Source organism: Nocardiopsis terrae (genome assembly GCF_014651695.1).
GTDB classification, from domain to species: domain Bacteria; phylum Actinomycetota; class Actinomycetes; order Streptosporangiales; family Streptosporangiaceae; genus Nocardiopsis; species Nocardiopsis terrae.
The window spans coordinates 627,545-648,233 of sequence record NZ_BMXJ01000004.1; the positions used below are offsets into that span (position 1 = coordinate 627,545).

Annotated in this window: 21 protein-coding genes; 6 read left to right on the plus strand and 15 right to left on the minus strand. The window is 72.8% G+C overall.

Annotated elements, in window-relative coordinates:
- Positions 1-112: 112 nt before the first annotated feature.
- A complete protein-coding gene (locus IE195_RS14145) occupies positions 113-655 on the minus strand; it encodes a DUF1697 domain-containing protein (RefSeq protein ID WP_191271446.1) in 543 nt (180 codons plus the stop codon).
- A gap of 120 nt (positions 656-775) precedes the next feature.
- Here IE195_RS14145 and IE195_RS14150 point away from each other — a divergent pair, with 120 nt between their 5' ends.
- Positions 776-1,831 carry a hypothetical protein gene (locus IE195_RS14150; protein ID WP_191271448.1) on the plus strand — a complete coding sequence of 352 codons (1,056 nt, stop codon included), beginning with the start codon at positions 776-778 and terminating at the stop codon, positions 1,829-1,831.
- Between the two features lie 43 nt (positions 1,832-1,874).
- Here the strand turns inward: IE195_RS14150 and IE195_RS14155 are convergent, their stop codons facing one another.
- Positions 1,875-3,623, minus strand: a complete 1,749-nt coding sequence (locus IE195_RS14155) for a monocarboxylic acid transporter (protein ID WP_225942386.1) — start codon at positions 3,621-3,623, stop codon at positions 1,875-1,877.
- Entirely contained in the window at positions 3,623-4,060 is a 438-nt protein-coding gene (locus IE195_RS14160; RefSeq protein WP_229826226.1) for a DUF485 domain-containing protein, read from the minus strand. The genes IE195_RS14155 and IE195_RS14160 overlap by 1 nt, the downstream gene beginning before the upstream one ends.
- Positions 4,061-4,582: 522 nt before the next feature.
- Here IE195_RS14160 and IE195_RS14165 point away from each other — a divergent pair.
- A complete protein-coding gene (locus IE195_RS14165; protein WP_191271450.1) occupies positions 4,583-4,855 on the plus strand; it encodes a hypothetical protein in 273 nt (90 codons plus the stop codon).
- A 161-nt stretch (positions 4,856-5,016) separates the two neighbouring features.
- Here IE195_RS14165 and IE195_RS14170 read toward each other — a convergent pair whose 3' ends face one another.
- The 3 genes from IE195_RS14170 to IE195_RS14180 all read right to left on the minus strand — a co-directional run bounded on the left by IE195_RS14170 (position 5,017) and on the right by IE195_RS14180 (position 7,914).
- Positions 5,017-6,099 carry a GNAT family N-acetyltransferase gene (locus IE195_RS14170; RefSeq protein ID WP_191271452.1) on the minus strand — a complete coding sequence of 361 codons (1,083 nt, stop codon included), beginning with the start codon at positions 6,097-6,099 and terminating at the stop codon, positions 5,017-5,019.
- 205 nt (positions 6,100-6,304) lie between these two features.
- Entirely contained in the window at positions 6,305-7,069 is a 765-nt protein-coding gene (locus IE195_RS14175) for a GAF and ANTAR domain-containing protein (protein ID WP_191271454.1), read from the minus strand.
- Between the two features lie 119 nt (positions 7,070-7,188).
- Positions 7,189-7,914 (minus strand): GAF and ANTAR domain-containing protein, encoded by a 726-nt coding sequence (locus tag IE195_RS14180; protein ID WP_191271456.1) that lies wholly within the window; start codon positions 7,912-7,914, stop codon positions 7,189-7,191.
- Between the two features lie 327 nt (positions 7,915-8,241).
- Here IE195_RS14180 and IE195_RS14185 point away from each other — a divergent pair, with 327 nt between their 5' ends.
- Positions 8,242-8,820 carry a sigma factor gene (locus IE195_RS14185; protein ID WP_191271458.1) on the plus strand — a complete coding sequence of 193 codons (579 nt, stop codon included), beginning with the start codon at positions 8,242-8,244 and terminating at the stop codon, positions 8,818-8,820.
- 9 nt (positions 8,821-8,829) lie between these two features.
- Positions 8,830-9,144 (plus strand): sigma factor-like helix-turn-helix DNA-binding protein, encoded by a 315-nt coding sequence (locus tag IE195_RS14190; RefSeq protein ID WP_191271460.1) that lies wholly within the window; start codon positions 8,830-8,832, stop codon positions 9,142-9,144.
- A 481-nt stretch (positions 9,145-9,625) separates the two neighbouring features.
- Here the strand turns inward: IE195_RS14190 and IE195_RS14195 are convergent, their stop codons facing one another.
- Positions 9,626-10,219 carry a TetR/AcrR family transcriptional regulator gene (locus IE195_RS14195; protein ID WP_191271463.1) on the minus strand — a complete coding sequence of 198 codons (594 nt, stop codon included), beginning with the start codon at positions 10,217-10,219 and terminating at the stop codon, positions 9,626-9,628.
- Between the two features lie 64 nt (positions 10,220-10,283).
- Here IE195_RS14195 and IE195_RS14200 point away from each other — a divergent pair, with 64 nt between their 5' ends.
- Complete coding sequence (locus IE195_RS14200) at positions 10,284-11,309, plus strand: DUF2867 domain-containing protein (RefSeq protein ID WP_191271465.1); 1,026 nt, start codon at positions 10,284-10,286, stop codon at positions 11,307-11,309.
- Positions 11,310-11,339: 30 nt separating this feature from the next.
- Here the strand turns inward: IE195_RS14200 and hutI are convergent, their stop codons facing one another.
- The 7 genes from hutI to IE195_RS14235 form a co-directional block, all read right to left on the minus strand.
- A complete protein-coding gene (hutI, locus tag IE195_RS14205) occupies positions 11,340-12,563 on the minus strand; it encodes an imidazolonepropionase (protein ID WP_191271467.1) in 1,224 nt (407 codons plus the stop codon).
- Positions 12,560-13,933, minus strand: coding sequence for a formimidoylglutamate deiminase (locus IE195_RS14210; RefSeq protein ID WP_191271469.1), 1,374 nt, complete (start codon positions 13,931-13,933; stop codon positions 12,560-12,562). The genes hutI and IE195_RS14210 overlap by 4 nt, the downstream gene beginning before the upstream one ends.
- Positions 13,930-15,168: an allantoate amidohydrolase gene (locus IE195_RS14215; protein ID WP_191271472.1), complete on the minus strand. Its 1,239-nt coding sequence runs from the start codon at positions 15,166-15,168 to the stop codon at positions 13,930-13,932. Before IE195_RS14215 ends, IE195_RS14210 begins: the two co-directional genes overlap by 4 nt.
- A complete protein-coding gene (gene hutU, locus IE195_RS14220; RefSeq protein ID WP_191271474.1) occupies positions 15,165-16,823 on the minus strand; it encodes a urocanate hydratase in 1,659 nt (552 codons plus the stop codon). Before hutU ends, IE195_RS14215 begins: the two co-directional genes overlap by 4 nt.
- An 18-nt stretch (positions 16,824-16,841) precedes the next feature.
- Positions 16,842-18,389, minus strand: a complete 1,548-nt coding sequence (hutH, locus tag IE195_RS14225; protein WP_191271477.1) for a histidine ammonia-lyase — start codon at positions 18,387-18,389, stop codon at positions 16,842-16,844.
- An 86-nt stretch (positions 18,390-18,475) separates the two neighbouring features.
- Positions 18,476-18,877 (minus strand): type II toxin-antitoxin system VapC family toxin, encoded by a 402-nt coding sequence (locus IE195_RS14230; RefSeq protein WP_191271479.1) that lies wholly within the window; start codon positions 18,875-18,877, stop codon positions 18,476-18,478.
- Positions 18,874-19,128 (minus strand): FitA-like ribbon-helix-helix domain-containing protein, encoded by a 255-nt coding sequence (locus IE195_RS14235; RefSeq protein ID WP_191271481.1) that lies wholly within the window; start codon positions 19,126-19,128, stop codon positions 18,874-18,876. Before IE195_RS14235 ends, IE195_RS14230 begins: the two co-directional genes overlap by 4 nt.
- A 111-nt stretch (positions 19,129-19,239) precedes the next feature.
- Here IE195_RS14235 and IE195_RS14240 point away from each other — a divergent pair, with 111 nt between their 5' ends.
- Positions 19,240-20,010: an IclR family transcriptional regulator gene (locus IE195_RS14240; protein ID WP_191271483.1), complete on the plus strand. Its 771-nt coding sequence runs from the start codon at positions 19,240-19,242 to the stop codon at positions 20,008-20,010.
- Here IE195_RS14240 and IE195_RS14245 read toward each other — a convergent pair.
- Positions 19,996-20,685 (minus strand): hypothetical protein, encoded by a 690-nt coding sequence (locus IE195_RS14245; RefSeq protein WP_191271485.1) that lies wholly within the window; start codon positions 20,683-20,685, stop codon positions 19,996-19,998. The genes IE195_RS14240 and IE195_RS14245 overlap by 15 nt on opposite strands.
- Between the last annotated feature and the right edge of the window lie 4 nt (positions 20,686-20,689).

The window sequence follows — 20,689 nt, forward strand, 5'->3', positions numbered from 1 at the left end:
CCGACCAGCCCGAAGCAACGTCACGCCTCCTTGGTGGTGATGGCTGGTGCCGGTAGAGGCGGCCCTCAGCCACAGGGGGCCGCAGGCCCGGGACCTCGGGCCCGGGACCCCCTCACCCGCCCTCTGCCATCTCCAGCAGACGCAGGACCGTACGCCAGTTGCGTGCCGTGACGGTGCCGGAGACCCGGTTGACCAGCAGGTCGGGGTACCTGGCGTACCGGATCCCCCTCTCGTGCCGGGTGTAGGCCGCGTCCGGCCCCAGGGCCAGGTGTTCGTCCGGGTACCCGGCCGGGTCCACGTCGGCCAGCACCCGGGGGTCGATCGGCGAGGAGCTGAACAGCACCAGGAAACGGGCGGGGTCGGGCACCTCCAGGGGATTCCCGGCCACCGTCGCGCTCAGCCGGTCCCGGGTGCGCACCACGGTCGGAACGTCCAGACCGAGTTCGGCGGCGATCGCCGCGCGGACCCGGGCCGCCACCCCGTCCGGCGCGGTGGGCCCCGCCTCGGGCGCGGTGAGGACGGCGTTGCCGCTCTGGATGTAGGTGGCGACGTCGGTGTACCCGAGTCCGGTCAGCAGGGACCGAAGGTCGGCCATGGGCACCTTCCGGTGCCCGCCGACGTTGATCCCGCGCAGCAGCACGATGTATCTGGTCACGGCGCCATCCTGCCCGACGCCCGGGACAGTCCGGGCGCGCCCGCCGCGCTTGTCCCCCTGACCGCCAGGGACCACAATGGCCTGGCCACGCCGGACCACCGACCGAAGCGGAGGGGACGCATGCCCCGCCTGAGCCACACCCTGGACCTGTCCCCGGCGGACCGGGACGACCTCGCGCGCACGGTGTCCGCGGTGTACGAGGTCCTGCGCCGTGCCCGCTTCGACGGCACCGGGGAGCTGCTCCTGCCCGGTGAGCGGGAGCGGGAACGGCTCCGGAGGCGGGCCGAGGACCTGGGTCTGGTCCTGTCCGGGGAGGAACGGCGGGAAAGGGAGCGGGCGAACCGGGAACGGCTGGCCGACGTCCCGGGGCCCGACCCCGCCGAGGCACCGGAAAGCGACACGGAGCGGGAGCTGCGGGCCCGGGACCTCGCGGACGACGCCGCCTTGAACGAGGCGGTCCCCTCCCTGACACTGCTCGACGGGGAGCACCTGGCCCCGGGGAGCAGGTACCTGCTGACCGAGGTGGACGCCGAGGGGAGGCCCGTCCTGGACCAGGGCGGCGAGGGGTGGCTCGGTACCGACCTGACCGTCACCGCCTGGGACGAGACGGGCGTGTGCTCGGTCGACTTCGCGATGCGCGGGGACGTGGCGCCCGGTGGGTCCGACATTCCCCCGGCCACCCGCGGAAACGTGGTCCACGACCACGCGCGGGAGACCCTGGTGATCAGCGCGGACCTGAGCTTTCCGGTGCAGAGCGCGCTGGCCCGATGGGGATCGAACCTGCTGACGGCCCGGGTCAGCGCCCGGCTGGACCTGCGCGCCTGGTTCTCGGCGGCGTCCGGGGCCGCGGCCGACCCGCCCCTGACACTGGAGGTGGAGCACCGCCTGGTCCGCGGGCGAGCCGTGGCCGTACCCGCCCCGGCGCCGTACGGGCGGTGGTCGGTGACCGGCGAGCTGGACGTACGCGGCCGCGGGCTGTCCCGGCCGCTGGTGGCCGCGGCCGCGTGGGCCCTGCTGCGCTCGATCCGCCGGGCCGAGGGCACCTCCGTGGCGGAACACGCCGCCGCCTTCGAGCGCGACTGGGACGAGACCGTCCGGGCACTGCCCGACCTCCCGGGGTTCCTGCACGAGGTGGCCGGGTCCGTGGCCGCGGCCGAACCCGGCGGCCGTGACTGAGACCCCTCGTCCCGCCCCTCCCGGGGCGGGCTGGTCCGGCCGCTCAGCTCCGGTCGGATCCCCACCCGGTGAGGGAACGCACCCGCAGTTCGGTGAAGCGGGCGCTGTTGCGTTCGGGCGAGAGCAGACTCCCGAGAACAGCGCAGGCGAAGCCGACGGGCACGGCGACCAGTGCCGGGTTCTCCATCGGGAAGAGCTGGATGTCGACCCAGGCGGGCAGCACCGACAGGTTCTCACCGGTGACGGGGTCGGTCTTGCCGGACACCACCGGGGAGAAGAGCATCAGCAGCAGGGTCGCGGACAGGCCGCCGTAGATCCCCCACTCCACACCCCTGGTGTTGAAGCGGCGCCAGAACAGGGTGAGGACGATGACGGGCAGGTTGGCGGCGGCCGCGATGGCGAAGGCCAGCCCCACCAGGAAGGCGACGTTCTGTTCCTGGGCCTGCACGGCCAGGGCGATGGCGACCGCGCCGATCACACAGGCGGAGAGACGGGCCACACTCATCTCCTGGGACTCGCGGGGACGCCCCCACATCAGGATGTGGCCGAACAGGTCGTGCGCGATCGAGGAGGAGGAGGCCAGGGTGAGGCTGGCGATGACCGCGAGGATGGTGGCCAGGGCAACCGCGGAGATCAGTGCGAGCAGCACGGCGGCGCCCGCGGGACCGGCGGCCCGGCTGCCGAGTTCCTCGGCGAGCATCGGGACCGCGGAGTTGCCGGAGGGGTCCAGGGACATGATGCGTTCCGAGCCCACCAGGGCCGCGGCGCCGAACCCCAGGGCGAGGGTCATCAGGTAGAAGGCGCCGACCATCACGATGGTGCGGTTGACCGAGGAGCGGGCGGCCCGGCCGTCGGTCACCGTGTAGAAGCGGATGAGGATGTGCGGCAGCGCGACGGTGCCCAGGACCAGGGCCAGGCCCAGACTGATCAGGTCGATCTTGTTGAAGAAGGTCTGCGCCGCGTCACCGGGGACCTCCACCCCCAGGCGCAGCCCGGGCTCGAGGAAGGCCGCCCCGTGCCCGCTGGCCTCGGCCGCGGTGCCGAGCAGGGCCCTGGGGTCGAAGGAGAACAGGGCCAGCACCATCACGGTGAGCAGCCCGGTGGCGGTCAGCAGTGCCACGGCCTTGATGATCTGCAACCAGGTGGCGGCCTTCATCCCGCCGTACATGACGTAGACGATCATCAGCACACCGACGAGGACGATCGCGCCGGTGCGGGCCTGGTCCGCGCCCAGTCCCAGGAAGGTGCCGCCGTCGTGCAGGCCGAGCAGGACGGCGACCAGGGCTCCCGCCCCGACCATCTGGGCCACCAGGTAGAACACGCACACGGTCACCGTGGAGACGGTGCAGGCCAGGCGCACCCGCATCCGCCGCATCCGGAAGGCGGGCAGGTCGGCCATGGTGAAGCGGCCGGTGTTGCGCATCAGCTGGGCCATCGGCAGCACCAGCAGCCAGGCCACCAGGAAGCCGATGGAGTACAGGAAGCCGTCGTAGCCCTGGAGGGCGATCATCCCGGCGATGCCGAGGAAGGAGGCGGCGGAGAGGTAGTCACCGGTGAGGGCGAGGCCGTTCTGGGTGCTGGAGAAGCCGCGGCCGCCCGCATAGAAGTCGACGGCGCCCCTGGTCGTGCGCCGGGCCCGGACCGTGACGGCCAGGGTGACCAGGACGAACAGGGCGCACAGGCCGATGGTCCAGGCGTGCGCGACGCCGAACTGGCCGCTGAGCACACTGCCCGGGTCCGGTGCGGCCACCGGGTGGAGGGCGGTTCCCGGGTGCGGGATCGCGGTACCCATCAGCCGATCACCCGTCCGCTGATCGTCTCCTCGTCCCGGGCCCGGTCCCGGATCTCCTCGGCCAACGGGTCGATGGAAAGCGTGGAGAAACGGCCGAACGCCCAGGCGAGGACGAAGGTGAGCAGGAACTGTCCGACGCCCAGCACCAGGGCGACATTGACGGAGTCGACGATCTGCACACTCATGAAATCGCGCGCGTAGGCGGAAAGGAGGAGATAGGCCGTGTAACTGAACAGGAAGGCGCCCACCAACGCCCCCGCCTGAAGTGCGAACCTCCTACGGAGTTTCACGAAACGGGGATCCACGGACATGCGTTCGCAGGCGTGTGCCATATCGGCCTCGGCACGCAGGCGCGCCGATCTCCCACCCCTGGGGCGCGCCCCCTCCCCAACGCTGTCACCACGCCTTCTGGGCGCGCCTTCCATGTACTCGACCACGACCATCCCCCTGAACACGGCAAACGCACCCCGCGCACGCGGGGCCCACTTGTGCGGTACCGGATCCGCTCCCCCACGGCCTCCGGTCCTTCCCTCGGCGCGCGCCGGCAAGGGCGCCGCGGCCGGTTTCCCGGGGCGACCCGTCGGCCGCGGCCGACGGCCCCTTCCCGGGGTGGCCCTCACACTAACCACACCCCGGGCGCCGTGTTCACCAAATACACAAATCGGCTGGTACGAATATCCGCGACGGGAACAGGAAAAGGGACGAAGGACATTGTCCGCCCCGGATCGAATACCCGAACCGACGGCGACCGGGATCACAGTGCCCGCCCGGAACGGACTGCCTGGTCACCCGGGCCACACGCGGCGCTCGGCGGCGCAGCGACCCCTCCGACTTCGCTAGGCTTCGGGGCGACCCCGACCCATCACGGAAACCCGGCTCATCACCCGTTTCCGCTTTCGTACACGTGTATGATTGCGGGGTCCGCACTGTTCACGCGATATCGAAGGGAAATCCCCGCCGTGGTCACCGAGGTCTTCACGCGCAAGTACTGCGACCCCCACGCCGTCCGCGAGGAGAAGGTCGAGGCCTCTGAGGTCATCCAGTTCGCCTGGGAGGGCGCTGTCCGCGAGGTCGACGCCTGCGAGGAGTGCTTCAAGGAGCACGAGACCCGCTACGAGCCCCTCGTCGACTACTCGCGTCCGGTGAAGAAGCGTCGTGCCACCAAGAAGGCCGCGCCCGCCGCCGAGAAGCCCCAGGGCTCCGACAACGCCGCGGACGGCGACGACAACTAGGTTTCGCTTCCGCGGCCCCGCCCGGGGACGCGGGAGAACGGCCTCATCGCGTCAACCGCGAGGCGGGGGCCGGCGGCCACCGCGGTGGCTGCCGGCCCCCGCACTCGTCCGCGCCTCGGAGGGCCCGGGCCCGGCTCGAACGCACCGCGAAGCGGACGGGTTCAGCCCGGTTCCGTCAGCCGCACCACCTGGCCGCCGTTCCGGTTCCGGGCACCGATCCCGCCCTGGACCGCCTCAGCGACCGGCAGCCGGGCGTGCACGTACGCACCCTCCCGGGCCTGGACCGACGCCCCGAAACGGCGCATGATCCTCAGCATCGCGGTGTTGGCGAGCGTGGTCTCGGCACGCACCTCGGCCAGCCCCCAGTCCGCGGCGACGACCGTGAGCGCACGGGTCAGCGCGGTGCCCACCCCGCGCCCCTGCCAGGCGTCCTCCACCAGGAAGGCGATCTCGCCCACCCCCGGGTCCAGCGTGTACATCAGGTGGCCCAGCGCCACCGGTTCCTCCTGGCCGTGCGGGCGCACCGCGACGGTCAGACCGCGCTCCGCGTCGCAGAACACCCGCAGCATGTGCGCCCCCGGTTCGCTGACGCCCGCGAAGTAACGGTTGCGCAGGCTCCCCGGCGAACAGCGGCGGTGCAGGGCTCGCAGGGCCGCGGCCTCGGTCTCGTGCACCTGGCCCAGGCAGAGCCCGAGGCCCTCGGCGGTGCGGATGACGCGGTCGGCGGGCACCGGTCCGGCGGAGGGCATGACCGAACGCACCAGGGCGTCGGCCCGGCTGGCCTCGGTCCAGGTGAAGGGGTGCGATTCCCGGTTGACCAGGACCCCGCGCAACGGTCCGACGGGGACCAGCATCGAGGTGCCCCGGTCCACCTCTCCGGGTGCCAGGTTGGTCCACCGGGCGCCGTCGGCGAGCAGGAGTTCGGCCAGCGCCCCGGGGAGCCGGTTCGGGTGGGAGCGCAGCCGCGCGGTGAGCAGCAGGGCCCGGGTGACGTCGTCGCCGACCTCGCGCCGCCGGGCGGCGACGGCCGTCACGGTACCGGTGGGGCACTGTCCGGACAGTTCCCGGACCGCGGCGTCGGGGCTTCGCGGGAAGTCCACGACCAATTCGTCGACCACACCGCGGACGTCGGTGTGCACGGACAGGCCGACGATGTTCCCGCCGTGTTCGGCGAGGGTGTTGACGACCCCCGAAAGGCCGCCGGGGCGGTCCTCGACCGCCGTACGGACACGCCACAGGCTCACGGACGACCTCCTCGCGCAGCGCGGGCGGCACCCTCCGCCGCTCCACGACACTGTGCCGCGGCGGAGGTACGCGCACCGACGTGGTTCCACTGTGGCGGCCCGAGGTTTCGCGGGGGTTAGGTGCCCGTTGAGTTCGGTGTGTCCTCCGGAGAAGCCCCGTAACACCGGGTGCGCCCGGGCGCTGGTGTTCCGGGGGGCCGTGCGCTCACGTGCTGTCGACACGCCCCGGTTTCAGCACCGAGCCGGGAGGGAGCTGACCGGAGGCGAGCCGGTGGGCGATGTCGCTGAGACCGGTGTGCTGGGCGCGCGCGAAGCGGCGCAGCGCCTGGAAGGCCTGTTCCATGTCGAGCCCTCCGGCGTGCGCGAGGAGCCCCTTCGCCTGTTCGATGGTGATCCGGCTGTTGAGCGCACCCTGGAGCTGTTCGGTGAGCACCTCGCCGTGGCGGATCGTGCGCTCCTGGAGGATCCCGATCGTGGCGATGTCGGCGAGCGCCCGGGCGACCTTCGCATCTTCGGCCGACAGCGCTCCGGGACGCTGGTTGAACAGGTTCAGCGTGCCGATGACGTTGCCGCGCAGACGCAGCGGAACGGCGTGCACGGCCAGGAAGCCCTGCTCCAGGGCCTGGGGGGTGAAGACCGGCCAGCGGTCCGTGGTCGTGGACAGGTCGGCGGCCGTGACCGTGTCACCGGTTCGGAAGGACTCGATGCAGGGGCCCTCGTCGGCCTGGAGCTGGAACAGCTCCAGCAGCCGGGTCCGCTCGTTGGAGGAGGCGACCAGTTGCAGGCTGCCCCTCTGGTCGGACAGCAGCAGCCCCGCCGCGGAGATGCCGATGAGGTTGACGCAGTGCGTTGCGAGCTGGTGCAGGACCTCGGGAACGTCGTAGTCGTCGACCAGGGTGTCGGCCATCTGGACGAAGGCACCCACCAGATCCGACTCCCGCCGTGCGCCCGAAGGCGGTGCGTTGTTCATGGACTTTCCTCTGCTTTCGCTCCGGGTTCGACGGTGTCCTGCTCAGCGCCCCGCCTACTGCTCTGTGCGGTGTCCGCCGCCGTGGCCCGTGCCCGTACCGTCACTGTCACGCCCGCTCCTCAGAGTTCGATGTCGGCCGGGGCCAACCGGCCGGAGACCAGGTCGTCGGCGATCTCGTCCACCATGCGGCCGACGGAGAACGCGTGGGCCCGCAGTTTCGCCAGCGCCCGCTCCGCGGGGACGCCCAGACCCGAGATCAGTATCCCCGTCGCCTGGTGGACCTGGGCGCGTTCCAGGGGCAGGGCCACGACCCAGTCCCCGTGGAGTGAGTCCACCCGCAGCGCGAGCAGGGCCAACGTGGCGATGTCGACGATGCGCAGAGCGGTGGTCACCTCCTCGGCCGACAACCATCCCGGCTCACGGCGGTACAGGTCCAGGGCCCCGATCGTGATCGCCCCGCGTTGCAGGGGGAAGGCGAAGATCGCCCCGACCGGATACGCGCCGATCTCGGTGGCGAACACCGGCCAGCGCGTCCCCGGGTCGGCGGCGAGGTCGGGGACCAGGGTCGGCCTGCGTCTCTCGTACGCCTCGTAGGAAGGGCCCTCGCCCAGGCTTTCCTGCAACCGCTGGATCCGGTCACTCGCCTCGTCGCCGGTGTACAGCGCCTCCCGCGTCCGGACACCGCCCACCAGCGAGATCGAGGCACCGTCGACCGGCAGCAGCTGTGTGCACACCCGGCCCACCAGCGCCAGCACTTCCGTTCCGCCGGAACCGTCGCCGATGGACGCGGCGACGGCGGTCCACACCCGCTGGAGGGTCTGCTCGGGGCTCTCCGGAACACTCACTGGCTGCGCACCGCTTTCTCCTCCTGGTCGGTGGAGACGGCTGGGGCCGACATCGTTGACACTCGTGGAACGCCCGAAGGGAAGGAGCTGAGTGGCGAAGACCCTCTCACACAAGTCTCGCACGGACCGCGTGGAGTCCGGTCGCCTTGTGCGAGCGGCGCCGTACGTGCTAAGAGTTGGGAAGCTCTTCTTCGTGTCCCCCAGGCATCACGGGACCCCCGGACTCGGGTCTCGGTCACACGGGCCTCGGACACGAAGTGCGGGTGTGCTGCCCCAGAAGACCGGCGGCCGAGAGACTCATGTCCGACGGCTCAGGGGGCAACACCCATGACGACTTTCGTGCGCCATACCCCGGCGGCAGGCCTCGACGCCCTGTTGACGCGCGCGGGTTCCGGTGACGAACAGGCCTTCGCAACCCTCCACGACCGCGGCGCGGCAACCGTCCACGGCCTGGTCCTGCGCGCCCTGCGCGATCCCGAGGTGACCGAGGAGGTCACCCGAACGGTGTGGGTGCGGGTGTGGCACCGGTCCGGACAGTACACCCCCGATCAGGGTTCGGCGCTGGCCTGGGTGATGGCACTGGCACAGCGCACGGTGGTGGAGCGGATCCGCTCCACCCCGCGCGAGGCCGCGTACGCCCGGACCGAGTCCGCACCCACCAGATCTGTCAGCGTCGAACCCGACCCCGACTCCCCTCTCCCCATCGCCACGCGGCGCAGGGCCGTCCTCCGGGCCTACTACCGGGGGTGCACATCCGAGCAGATCAGCACCGTCCTCGGGGTACCGCACCGGACCGTGGCGACCATGATCCACTCCGAACGGATGCACCTGCGGGCGCATCTGCGCCTGGTGGACCACGACGTCCCCGGCAGGGCCACCGCCGCCGCCGACGCGCAGGGGTGGTGAGGGCTGCCGGTGAGCACCGATCTGACCTGGGCCGCGCCCGCCACCGAGGGCATCGACCACGGGATGGAGCTCAGCGACACCGAACACGCCCGTGAGGCGCTCTTCGCCGGCGGCCCCGCCCTTTTCGGCGGCGGCGCCGACCGCCGGGCGCTGGGGGCGGCGCTCCGCCGGCTGCCCCCGGCCGAGCGCCGCGTCGTCCGTATGCGCCTGTTCGGCCACGAGTCCGCTGACGCCATCGCCAGCGCCCTGGACCTGCCCCGACCCCGTGTCGTGCTGCTCCTGGCACGGGGCCTGTCCCGGGTCCGCCATGACCTCCTGACCTGACCACGAGGTCCCCCGCACGTGGGGCGCGCGGTGTTTCGCGGGGGCGAGCACCGCGCGCCCCACAGTTCTCTTCTCGGCCCGGCCAGGCGGGTCGGCCCGGGCGCCTCCTCATCCCGTGTGCGACGTGCGCTGTCCGCGCGCATCCGCAGGGCTCATCCGACGGAGTGACGTTGCTTCGGTTCGGTGGGCACCTGTGGTTTGTCGTTGGCCTGGAGCGCCCCGGCCCCTGACGGTTCGGGGATCCCGCCCACCAACGGCTCAAGGGGCCCCGTTTCCGACCGTGTGAGTGCGGCCGTCCTCGCTGTGCGGGTCGCCTTTTTCACGGTGATCTTGCTACCAGGGGCGATTTCGGCGCCGAAGTTGCCCCTGGTAGCAAGATCACGGCGACTGGGGGGTTCGGGAGCCGCCCGTCCCCCGCCACCCCTCATCACCGCAGAGAGCCTGGCTGCCGCTGTCGCGCAGCAGGCGAACCGAGGCAACGTCAGGAGCGCTCCCCCGTGTCGACGAGGCTGTCGAGCACGAAGTCCAGGTAGGCCGAGGCGTCCTCACCGGTCGGCAGCACCCCGGGGGCCGCGTGCACCAGCTGGGTGTGCCCCATCCAGGTGGTGAAGGCGAGCAGAGCGTGCCGCCTGGCAGGCGCCGGGGGTACACCGAGCTCCTCGTAGAGGTCGGCGACGTAGGCGATGCGCCGCTCGGTGACGCGGCCGACGGCGGGGGCCACGAGCGGGTGCGCGGCGGCGGCGAGCAGCGCGACCTCGATACGGTTCTCGACCGCCTCCGTGCCCCCCGTGGTCACGTCGAGGAACAGGCGCCGGATCCTGGCCCGGGCGTCCGGTTCCTCCTCCACCCTCGCGATGACGGCTTCGGTGTGCTGCTGTTCCCACAACCGCAGCGCCGCCTCCACGAGTGCGTCGCGGTTCGCGAAGTGCCAGTAGAAACTCCCCTTCGTCGCGCCCAGTCGCGCGGCGATCGGTTCGACGGCCACGGCCGCGATCCCGCCGTCCCCGATCGCGGTGAGGGCCGCGCGGGCCCAGTCCCCCGCGGTGAGCCGCCCACGGGTCTTCTCGTTCGCCATCCCCGTACGGTACCGTATGGAAACGAACCATACGGTTGCGTATGGTGAGTCGACGGAGGTCACCATGGGACTCGTCCGCAACACCCACGAACGCGTCGTCCCCGCGCCCGCCGAAGCGGTCGGCGAGCTGCTCGCCACGCTCGGCGGCGACGGGGACCGACTGTGGCCGAACCCGGCCTGGCCTCCGATGCGCCTGGACCGACCGCTGTCCGCCGGAGCCGACGGCGGTCACGGGCCGATCCGCTACCGGGTGAGCGCACACGACCCCGGCCGCCGGGTGCGCTTCACCTTCCACCCGGAGTCGGGGCTCCGCGGCTTCCACGAACTCGTGGTCGAACCCCTCCCCGACGGCAGGGCCCTGCTGCGCCACCGCGTCGAAGCCGCACCCCGGGGGTCCATGCGTCTGCTGTGGCCCCTCGCGGTCCGCCCCCTGCACGACGCCGTGGTCGAGGACCTGCTCGACAACGCCGAGCGCGCCTTCGCCGCCCGGCCGCCCCGCCCCGCCCGCTGGTCGGTGTGGGTGCGCCTCCTGCGGATCACCGGACGTCCGCGCACCAGACCCTGCCCGGTCCCGGAGGGCGCCCGGCTCGCGCGCGGTGCCTTCGACGGCCCCCACCACACCGGTGCCTTCACCGTGGAGCACCGCCCCGGTGCCAGCACCGATCCGCAGGAGTGGGCGGACGCGGTCTTCCGGGATCCGCCGCGCTGGGTCCTCGCCCTCCTGTACCTGCGCGAGGCGCTGGTGGGGCTGGTCGGCATCGAACGCGCGGGCCGGTCCGCCTTCGACACGCTCTCCTCCCGCCCGGAGGAGGTCCTGCTCGGAACCGACTCGGGCCATCTCGACTTCCGCGTCTCGCTCCTCGTCCGCGAACGGTCGGTCACGCTCACCACGGTGGTGCGGCTGAAGAACCGGCGCGGGCGGATGTACTGGGCCGTGGTCCGGCGACTGCACCCCGTCGTCGTGCGCGGTATGCTCCGCCGGGCCGCGCACCGGCTGGCCGACCGGGCATGGGACGGGCGGTGCGGCGCGCAGGGTCCGCGAGCGGATGGAGCGGACCCCGGGCACGAGGCCGGCCCCCGCCAGGGGTAGTTCCTGACAGGGGCCCGGGAGAGCAGGGTTCTAGGGTCGCCCGGAGACCAGTCCCCCGTCCTTCCACACAGCGGCGACCTGGGGGACGCCGGGCCGGTAGGCCAGGTAGAGGTGGTTCGGGGCGTCGAGCATCGTGAGGTCGGCGCGTGCCCCCGGGGCCAGGTGGCCCACGTCCTCGCGGCGCAGCGCCCGGGCCCCGCCCCGGGTGGCCGCCCACACGGCCTCGTCCGGGGTCAGCCCCATGTCGCGCACCGCCACCGCGACGCAGAAGGCCAGGCTCGACGTGAAACAGGAGCCCGGGTTGCAGTCGCTGGCCAGGGCGACGAGCGCACCGGCGTCCACCAGGGCGCGGGCGTTCGGATAGGGCTGTCGGGTGGAGAAGTCCACCCCGGGCAGCAGGGTGGCGACCGTGGGTTCGGGCCGCTGGGCCGCCTGGGCCAGAGCATCGACGTCCTCGGCGGTCAGGTAGGTGCAGTGGTCGACCGAGGCCGCCCCCAGTTCCACCGCCAGCCGGACCCCGGGCCCCTCGCCCAGCTGGTTGCCGTGGACGCGGGGCAGCAGGCCCCGTTCGATGCCCGCGGTGAGCACCCGGCGCGAGGCCTGCTCGTCGAAGGCGCCGCGCTCGCAGAACACGTCGACCCAGCGGGCGTGCGGCGCGCAGGCGTCGAGCATGGGCCCGGTCACCAGGTCGACGTAGGCGGCGGGGTCGTCGGCGTACTCGGGGGCCACCACGTGCGCGCCGAGGAAGGTGACCTCGTCGGTGACGCGGGAGGCGACCTCCAGGGAGCGCCGTTCGTCGGCGACGGTGAGCCCGTAGCCCGACTTGACCTCCAGGGTGGTGGTGCCCTGCCCGTGCGCCTCGCGGACGAACCTGCGGGCGCCGTCGAGGAGTTCGGCGTCGGTGGCCGCGCGGGTGGCGGCCACCGTGGTGCGGATGCCGCCCGCCGAGTAGGGCTGCCCGCTCATCCGGGCGGCGAACTCACGGCTGCGGTCCCCGGCGAAGACGATGTGGGAGTGGCTGTCGACGAAACCGGGCAGCACACAGCGCCCGGCGGCGTCCACCCGTGCGTCGGCGGCGGGCGCGCGGTCGCGGGGGCCCGCCCAGGCGACACGACCGTCCTCGATGACCAGGGCGGCGTCGGCGATCTCCCCGAGCGGGCCCCGCCCCAGGGCCGGATCGTTGGTGACCAGGGTGCCGATGGCGTCGACGAGGATCGTCCCGGGCGCCCCGGAGGCGGTTTCGTTCTCGGTCAAAGCAGCTCCTTGATCACGGAGTCGAGTTCACTGGCGGTGTCGGGCAGGCGGGTGTGGGCCCCGTCCCGGACGGTCCACTCCCCGTCCACCATCACGTGGCGCACGTCGGCGGCCGTGGCGGCGAAGACCACGGCGTCGGTGGCGCGTTCGGGGTCGGCCCCGGCCAGACGCACGCTGTCCAGGGAGACGTTGACCAGGTCCGCACGGGCGCCGGGGAGCAGGGCACCGGCGTCGTGCCAGCCGAGCCCGGCGTGTCCTGCGGTGGTGGCGGCCCGCAGCAGGGCACCGCTGCCCAGGGTTCCCCTGCGATGGGTGCGCAGGCGTTCGTGCAGCTCCACCGCTCGGGCCTCCTCGAACAGGTCCGACTGGACGTGCTGGTCGGTGCCCAGGCTCAGCGGGACCCGGTGCGGGGCGGCCACGAGGTCACCGGTGCGCGGCAGGCCGTCGGCGAGGTCGCGCTCGGTGGTCGGGCACAGGCACACCGCCGACCCGTGCTCGCGGACGGTGTCCACGTCGGCGTCGGTCAGGTGGGTGGCGTGCACCAGGGTGGTGCGTTCGGTGAGCGCCCCGGCCTCGGCCAGGACCCGCACGGGGGTGAGCCCGTGGGCGGCCAGACAGGCGGCGTTCTCGGCCGGCTGTTCGGAGACGTGCACGTGCAGGGGCAACCCCCTCCCGTCCGCGAACTCCGCCACCCGGGGCAGGTCGGCGGCGGGTACCGCGCGCACCGAGTGCGCGGCCGCACCGGTCCGGGCGTGCGCGCCCCGGGGGGTGAACGCGGCGACCCGGTCGGCCCAGGCCCCGACGGTGCCGTCGCCGAAGCGCAGCTGGGGCCCGGCCAGCGGCAGGTGCGCGCCGTCCTCGCCGAGCCCGCCGGACAGGTAGCACACGTCCAGCAGGGTGAGCCGGACCCCGGCGTCGGCGGCGGCCGCCACCAGGGCGTGGCCCATGGCGTTGGGGTCGGTGTAGCGGTGTCCGCCGGGACCGTGGTGGAGGTAGTGGAACTCACCCACGCAGACCACCCCGGCCAGGGCCATCTCCGCGAAGACGGCCCGGGCCAGACGGTGGTAGGAGTCCGGGTCGAGGCGTTCGGCCACCCGGTACATCAGCTCGCGCCAGGTCCAGAAGGATCCGCCACCGGTGTGGGTGCGTCCGCGCAGGGCCCGGTGGAAGGCGTGCGAGTGGGCGTTGGCCATGCCGGGCAGGGTCAGCCCGGTGAGGCGTTCGGCGTCGGCCGGGGGTGTGTCCGCGGCCGCGACCGAGGCCAGCCGGCCCCGCGCGTCGACGGTCAGGAGCACCCCGGGCTCGGGTGCGTCGCCGCCCAGCCACGCCCGCTCGCACCAGTACCGGCGTTCCCGGGAGCGTGCGTTCACGAGGCCCCTCCCGGAACGGAGAGCAGGTCGGCCAGAACGTCGGCCAGGGCGGTGACCCCGGCGTGGCTGTCCTCGGGGCGGGCCCACTCCTGCGGCGAGTGCGAGATCCCGGTCGGGTTGCGCACGTACAGCATCGCCGTGGGCACGTGCGCGGAGAGCACCCCGGCGTCGTGCCCTGCCCCGGTGGGCAGGATCGGGACCGGGCCGGCGGACTCGGCGGCGCGGGTCCGCACGATCGCGGCCAGGCGGTCGCGCAGGTCGTGGGAGAACTCCACCAGGGGCGTGGTGGACTCGGCCGCCATGGTGTGGGCGACCCCGTGGTCGCGGGCGGCCCGCTCGGCCGCCTCGCGCACACCGTCCACCACCGCGGCGAGGGTGGCCTGGTCGGCGGCCCGGGCGTCCAGCCAGGCGCTGACCAGTGAGGGGATGGCGTTGGTTCCGTTGGGGGCGACCAGGCTCCTGGCCACGGTGGCCCGGGCGCCGTGCTTCTCGGCCATGGCGCGGGCGGCCAGGATCGTGTGCGCGAAGGGCAGCATGGGGTCGGCGCGGTCCGTCAGCCGGGTGGTGCCCGCGTGGTCGGCGCGGCCGGTGAAGTCCATCCGCCACCGTCCGTGCGGCCAGATCGCGCTGGCCACGCCGACCGGGTGCCCGGTCTCCTCCAGGGCCCGCCCCTGTTCCACGTGCAGTTCGACGAAGACGTCCAGCCGGGCCAGGAGTTCGGGGTCCGGTCCGATCCCGTCGGGGTCCAGCCCCGCGTCCGCCATGGCCCGCGCCCAGGTGGTGCCGGAGGCGTCGGTGAGGGTTCGGGCGCGTTCCGGATCGATCTCCCCGGTGCTCAGGCGGCTGCCCAGGCAGGGCACCCCGAACCGGCCGCCCTCCTCCTCGACGAACACGCCCAGGGCCAGCGGTCGTGCGGGGGTGAACCCCCGGGAACGGAGTTCGTCCACGGCTGCCAGGGCGCTGGCCACCCCGAGCGGCCCGTCGAAGGCGCCGCCGTCGGGTACGGAGTCCAGGTGGGAACCGGTGGCCACGGCCCCGGGTCCGGGCGCGGGCCACCAGGCCCACAGGTTGCCGTTGCGGTCGGTCCGCACGTCCAGGCCGCGGGCGGCGGCCGCCTCGGTGAACCAGGCGCGGGCGTCGGTGTCGGCGCCCGCCCAGGTGTACCGGTGGTAGCCGCCGCTGTCCGCGGAGCGCCCGACGGGGGCCAGTTCGGCCCAGAGCCGGTCGAAGCTCACTCGCTCTCCTTCATGGGCACCCGGATGCCGTGGGCGCCGGCGACGCGCTCGGCCTCCTCGTACCCGGCGTCCACGTGGCGGATGACGCCCATGGCGGGGTCGTTGGTCAGGACCCGGTCGAGTTTGGCGGCGGCCAGTTCGGTGCCGTCGGCGACGCTGACCTGACCGGCGTGGATGGATCGGCCCATGCCCACGCCGCCGCCGTGGTGGATGGACACCCAGGAGGCGCCCGAGGAGGTGTTGACCAGGGCGTTGAGCAGCGGCCAGTCGGCGATGGCGTCCGAGCCGTCCTTCATGCCCTCGGTCTCGCGGTAGGGCGAGGCAACCGAACCGGTGTCCAGGTGGTCGCGGCCGATGGCCAGGGGCGCGGAGACCTCCCCGGAGGCCACCAGTTCGTTGAAGCGCTGCCCGGCGGCGGCGCGCTCGCCCTGGCCCAGCCAGCAGATGCGGGCGGGCAGGCCCTGGAAGGCGACCCGGTCCTGGGCCATCCGGATCCACCGCGTCAGGTGCTCGTTGTCGGGGAACAGGTCGAGGACGGCCTGGTCGGTGCGGGCGATGTCGGCGGGGTCGCCGGAGAGCGCGGCCCAGCGGAAGGGGCCCCTGCCCTCGCAGAACAGGGGGCGGATGTAGGCGGGTACGAACCCGGGGAAGTCGAAGGCCCTGGTGAACCCGCCCTCGCGCGCCTCGTCGCGGATGGAGTTGCCGTAGTCGAAGACCTCGGCGCCCGCGTCCAGGAAGCCGACCATCGCCTCCACGTGCGCGGCCATGGACTCGCGGGCCCGGACGGTGAACTCCTCGGGTTTGGCCGCCGCCAGGTCCTTCCAGTCTCCGAACGGCACGCCCGCGGGCAGGTAGGCGAGCGGGTCGTGGGCCGAGGTCTGGTCGGTGACGATGTCGATCGGCGCGCCCCGGGACAGGAGTTCGGGGAAGACCTCGGCGGCGTTGCCCAGGACTCCGACGGACAGCGGCCGGCGCTCGTCGCGGGCGCGCGCGGCCAGGTCGAGGGCCTCGTCCAGGCTGTCGGCGCGCACGTCCAGGTAGCGGTGCTCGATACGGCGGTCGATCCGGCTGCCGTCGCACTCGACCACGATCGCCACGCCGTCGTTCATGGTGACGGCCAGCGGCTGGGCGCCGCCCATGCCGCCGAGTCCGGCGGTGAGGGTGACGGTCCCGGCCAGCGAACCCCCGAACCTCTTAGCGGCCACGGCGGCGAAGGTCTCGTAGGTGCCCTGGAGGATGCCCTGGGTGCCGATGTAGATCCACGAACCTGCGGTCATCTGCCCGTACATGGTCAGGCCCTCGGCCTCCAGGCGGCGGAACTCGGGCCAGTTGGCCCAGTCCCCCACCAGGTTGCTGTTGGCCAGCAGTACCCGGGGGGCCCACTCGTGGGTGCGCATGATCCCCACCGGCCGTCCGGACTGCACCAGGAGGGTCTCGTCGCCCTCCAGGTCGCGCAGGGAGGCGGTGATCCGGTCGAAGCTGCGCCAGTCCCGCGCCGCCTTGCCGGTACCGCCGTAGACCACCAGGTCCTCGGGGTGCTCGGCGACCTCGGGGTCGAGGTTGTTGTGGAACATGCGCAGGGCCGCCTCCTGCTGCCAGCCCTTGGCCGACAGGGTGAGGCCGCGTGCCGCGCGGACGGTGCGTGGGTTGCTCATCGGGTTCTCCTCCGGGGGTCAGGCGAGCGGGGTGACGGACTCGGCGGCCTCGACGACCGAGCCGTCGGCGACCAGGGCGGCCACGGCGGCGATCTCCGGGGCGAGGTAGCGGTCGGGGCCGGGCCCCTGGACCCGCTCGCGTACCGTGCGCAGGACGGCGCCGGTGGCGGGACCGGGTTCCAGCGGGGAGCGCAGGTCGAGGGCGCGGGCGGCGGTGAGCAGCTCCACGGCCAGCACGTTGGTGAGCCCGTCCACGGCGCGGCGCAGCTTGCGGGCGGCCGACCAGCCCATGGACACGTGGTCCTCCTGCATGGCCGAGCTGGGGATGGAGTCGACGCTGGCGGGCACGGCCAGGCGCTTGAGCTCGGAGACGATGGCGGCCTGGGTGTACTGGGCGATCATGTGGCCCGAGTCCACACCGGGGTCGTCGGCGAGGAAGGCGGGCAGCCCGTGGGAGCGGGAGACGTCGAGCATGCGGTCGGTGCGGCGCTCGGCGATCGAGGCGGTGTCGGCGACGGCCACGGCGAGGAAGTCCAGTACGTAGGCGACCGGCGCCCCGTGGAAGTTGCCGTTGGACTCCACCCGCCCGTCGTCGAGGACGACGGGGTTGTCGATGACGCTGTCCAGTTCGCGCCCGGCCACGAGCAGGGCGTGGGACAGGGTGTCGCGGGCTGCGCCGGCGACCTGGGGGGCGCAGCGCAGGGAGTAGGCGTCCTGGACGCGGTTGCAGTCCGGACCCCGGTGGGAGGCGACGATCGGCGAGCCCGCGAGCATCGCGCGCAGGTTGGCAGCGGAGGCGGCCTGGCCGGGGTGCGGGCGCAGGCGCTGGAGCTCCTCGGCGAAGACCCGGTCGGTGCCGAGCAGGGCCTCGACGCTCATGGCGGCGGTGATGTCGGCGACCTTGAGCAGGCGCTCCAGGTCCATGCAGGCCATGGCCAGCATGCCGAGCATCCCGTCGGTGCCGTTGATGAGGGCCAGCCCCTCCTTGGCTCCGAGCTCCACCGGTCGGATGCCCGCCTCGGCCAGGGCGTCCCCGGCGTCCCTGAGCTCGCCGTCGGCGTCGCGGACCCGTCCCTCGCCCATCAGGGCCAGGGCGACGTGGGACAGGGGCGCCAGGTCACCGGAGCAGCCCAGACTGCCGTACTCGTGGACGATCGGGGTGACACCCGCGTTGAGCAGGGCGGCGAGGGTCTCGACGGTGGACGTCTGCACGCCCGTGTTGCCGGAGGCCAGGGTGCGCAGGCGCAGGAGCATCAGGGCACGGACGACCTCGGTCTCCACCTCGGGTCCGGCTCCGGCGGCGTGCGAGCGGATGAGCGAACGCTGGAGGTGGGCACGCAGGTCGGGAGCGATGTGCCGGGTGGCCAGGGCACCGAACCCGGTGCTGACCCCGTAGGCGGGTACCTCGCCCCGAGCGAGCACCTCGACCCGTTCACGGCCGTGGCGCACGGCCTTACGGGTCTCCTCGCTGAGGGTGACGGGGGCGCCGTCGCGGGCGACGGCGAGGACCTGGGCCGGGGTGAGCGGGGCACCGCCGACGGAAACGGAAGCAACTGCTGTGGACATGTCCCCATTGCACCGCTCCCGGGGTCCCGCGGGAAGTGCCAACACGTGGGTTCTGTCCGATATTTCAGACAGCTGCCCCGGTCCCCCTACCGGATCACCCGCACCTCGCATCTGAGCCCCGGCGCAGCCGCCAAGCGAGCATCACCGGTGACCAGCGCACAGTCCAGCGCCTCAGCCACCGCCACATAGGCAGCGTCATAGGCGGTGAGATCGTGCCGCAGTTCCCACACCCGATCGGCGACAGACCCCACCACCCCGACATGTGTGATGGCCTGCAAACCGTAGAGCTTACGGGCCGCCTCAGCATCAGCGAGAGAGACCTTCCGCCCAAGGACCAACCCCCGCAGTGAACTGAGGAGTTCAAGCGGTTGGTGGCTCGGCGCATACCACTCGGTGTTGGCTCCGACCACCCTTCGGGCGACGGTGGACGTGTGCCCGGGTGACCCCAGATAGAGATCGATCAGTACTGAGGTGTCGACAACGATCACGTGACTCCACTTTCGGTTTCGGGCCCGCTGTCTCCTCGCGCCTCGCGCACAGCGGCCACGATCTCGTCCATGCCGAGGTTGGCTCCCGGTAGCGGTGTCTGCGCCACGATCTCCCTGTTGCGCGCGAAACGCGCTTCCCGCTCCAGAACACCGATCAGGTAGGCCTGGAGCGACTTGCCGGACCTCTTGGCCTCCGCCGCCAGGATGTCTCTCACCTCGTCGGGCACGTCTTTGATCTGGATAGCAGCCATGGCGCCATGGTAGCCGCAGTTTCCCACAACTGCGGGAATGATTGGCGCCACTATGGCTCCATTTTGCATGCGTCGTTCCAACTGTACTCAGTCTCGTGGGATCATCGGGGCATGAGTCTCGTCCCGGCGGCCACGCGTGCGCTGCGGCTGCTGCGTTTCCTGGCCTCCCGGCCGGGCCCGGTGTCGGCCTCGGCGATCGCGAACGGGCTCGGGCTGCCCCGTTCCAGCGTCTACCAGCTCCTGGAGGCGATGGCCGAGGAGGGGTTCGTGACACACCTGCCCGAGGAGCGGCGGTGGGGGCTGGGGGTGGCGGCCTTCGAGATCGGGTCGGCGTACCTGCGCCACGACGGGATCGAGCGGCTGGCCCGCCCCCTGTTGCACCAGCTCACCGAGACCACCGGGGCCACTGCCCACCTGGGCGTGCTGCACGGCTCGGACACCCTGTACCTGCTCAAGGAACAGCCCCCGCACGCGCCCACGCTCATCACCGGGGTGGGGGTGCGCCTGCCCGCGCACCTGACCGCCTCGGGGCGGGCGATGCTCGCCCGGCTGCCGCGCGCCCAGGTGCGCGCCCTGTACCCGGACAGGGCGGCCTTCACCGACCGCACCGGCCGCGGGCCCGCCGCCCCGGGGGAGCTGCGCACCCTGCTCTCCGAGGAACGTCAGCAGGGGTGGTCGATCGAGAGCGGCCAGGTCACCGAGGGGTTCGTCTCGGTGGCGGCGGCCGCGGCCGACCACAACGGGCGTCCCGCGGCGGCGATCAGCCTGACGGTTCCCAGCGCGCGGCCGGTCACCCCGCAGGCGCTGGCCGCGCGGGTCCGGGATGCTGCGGGCGATCTCACCCGCAGGCTCAGCGGCCGGGCGGGGTCACCGGCGACGTAGCGGCGGGGTCCGCTCGACGACGGCGGGCAGGGGTGCGGTGCGCTCCACCATCCTCAGGATGTGCTCCTTCCGGTTGCGCGGCACCTGTACGTAGAACTGGGTGGCGGCGTCGGGGTCGGCGTCGAGGTCGAGGCTTTCGGCCGTCTCCGCCCAGCTGGGCAGTTCGGGAGCGGTCCGTGGCGTGTCCAGCGCGAACTCGATGAAGTAGGTGAGCCTGCGGCCGCCGGTGTGCACCTCGCGGATGCGGCGGATCTCCGGCCAGGCGATGAAGGTCCCCTCTCCGGGGAACCACCACTTGCGCTCCTGGAGGACGGTGATGCCGTCGCTGTCGGCGCTGATGCCCTGTCGGGTGATGCGCTGGGGCAGCCCCCGCACGAGGAAGACGTTGCTCCCGGGGCCGATGAAGAACATGACCAGCCCGGCGGACGCCCACAGCGCGACGGAGCCGACCGTGGTCTCCTCACGCAGCACGTGCCAGAACGTGGACCCCACCACCACGAGGAATCCCAGGGTGAGGGCCCCGGAGAAGTAGGCGGCCGTCATCCACATGCGCGTGTTGGGGCCGCGCAGACTGACGTAGCGGCGCAGGTGGGACACGCTCGCCGGTGGTTGGGTCAGGTCCGAGGGGACCCCCCGCGCGTCAGGGGGGACGTCAGGTGGTTCGGGGGAGGCCATACCC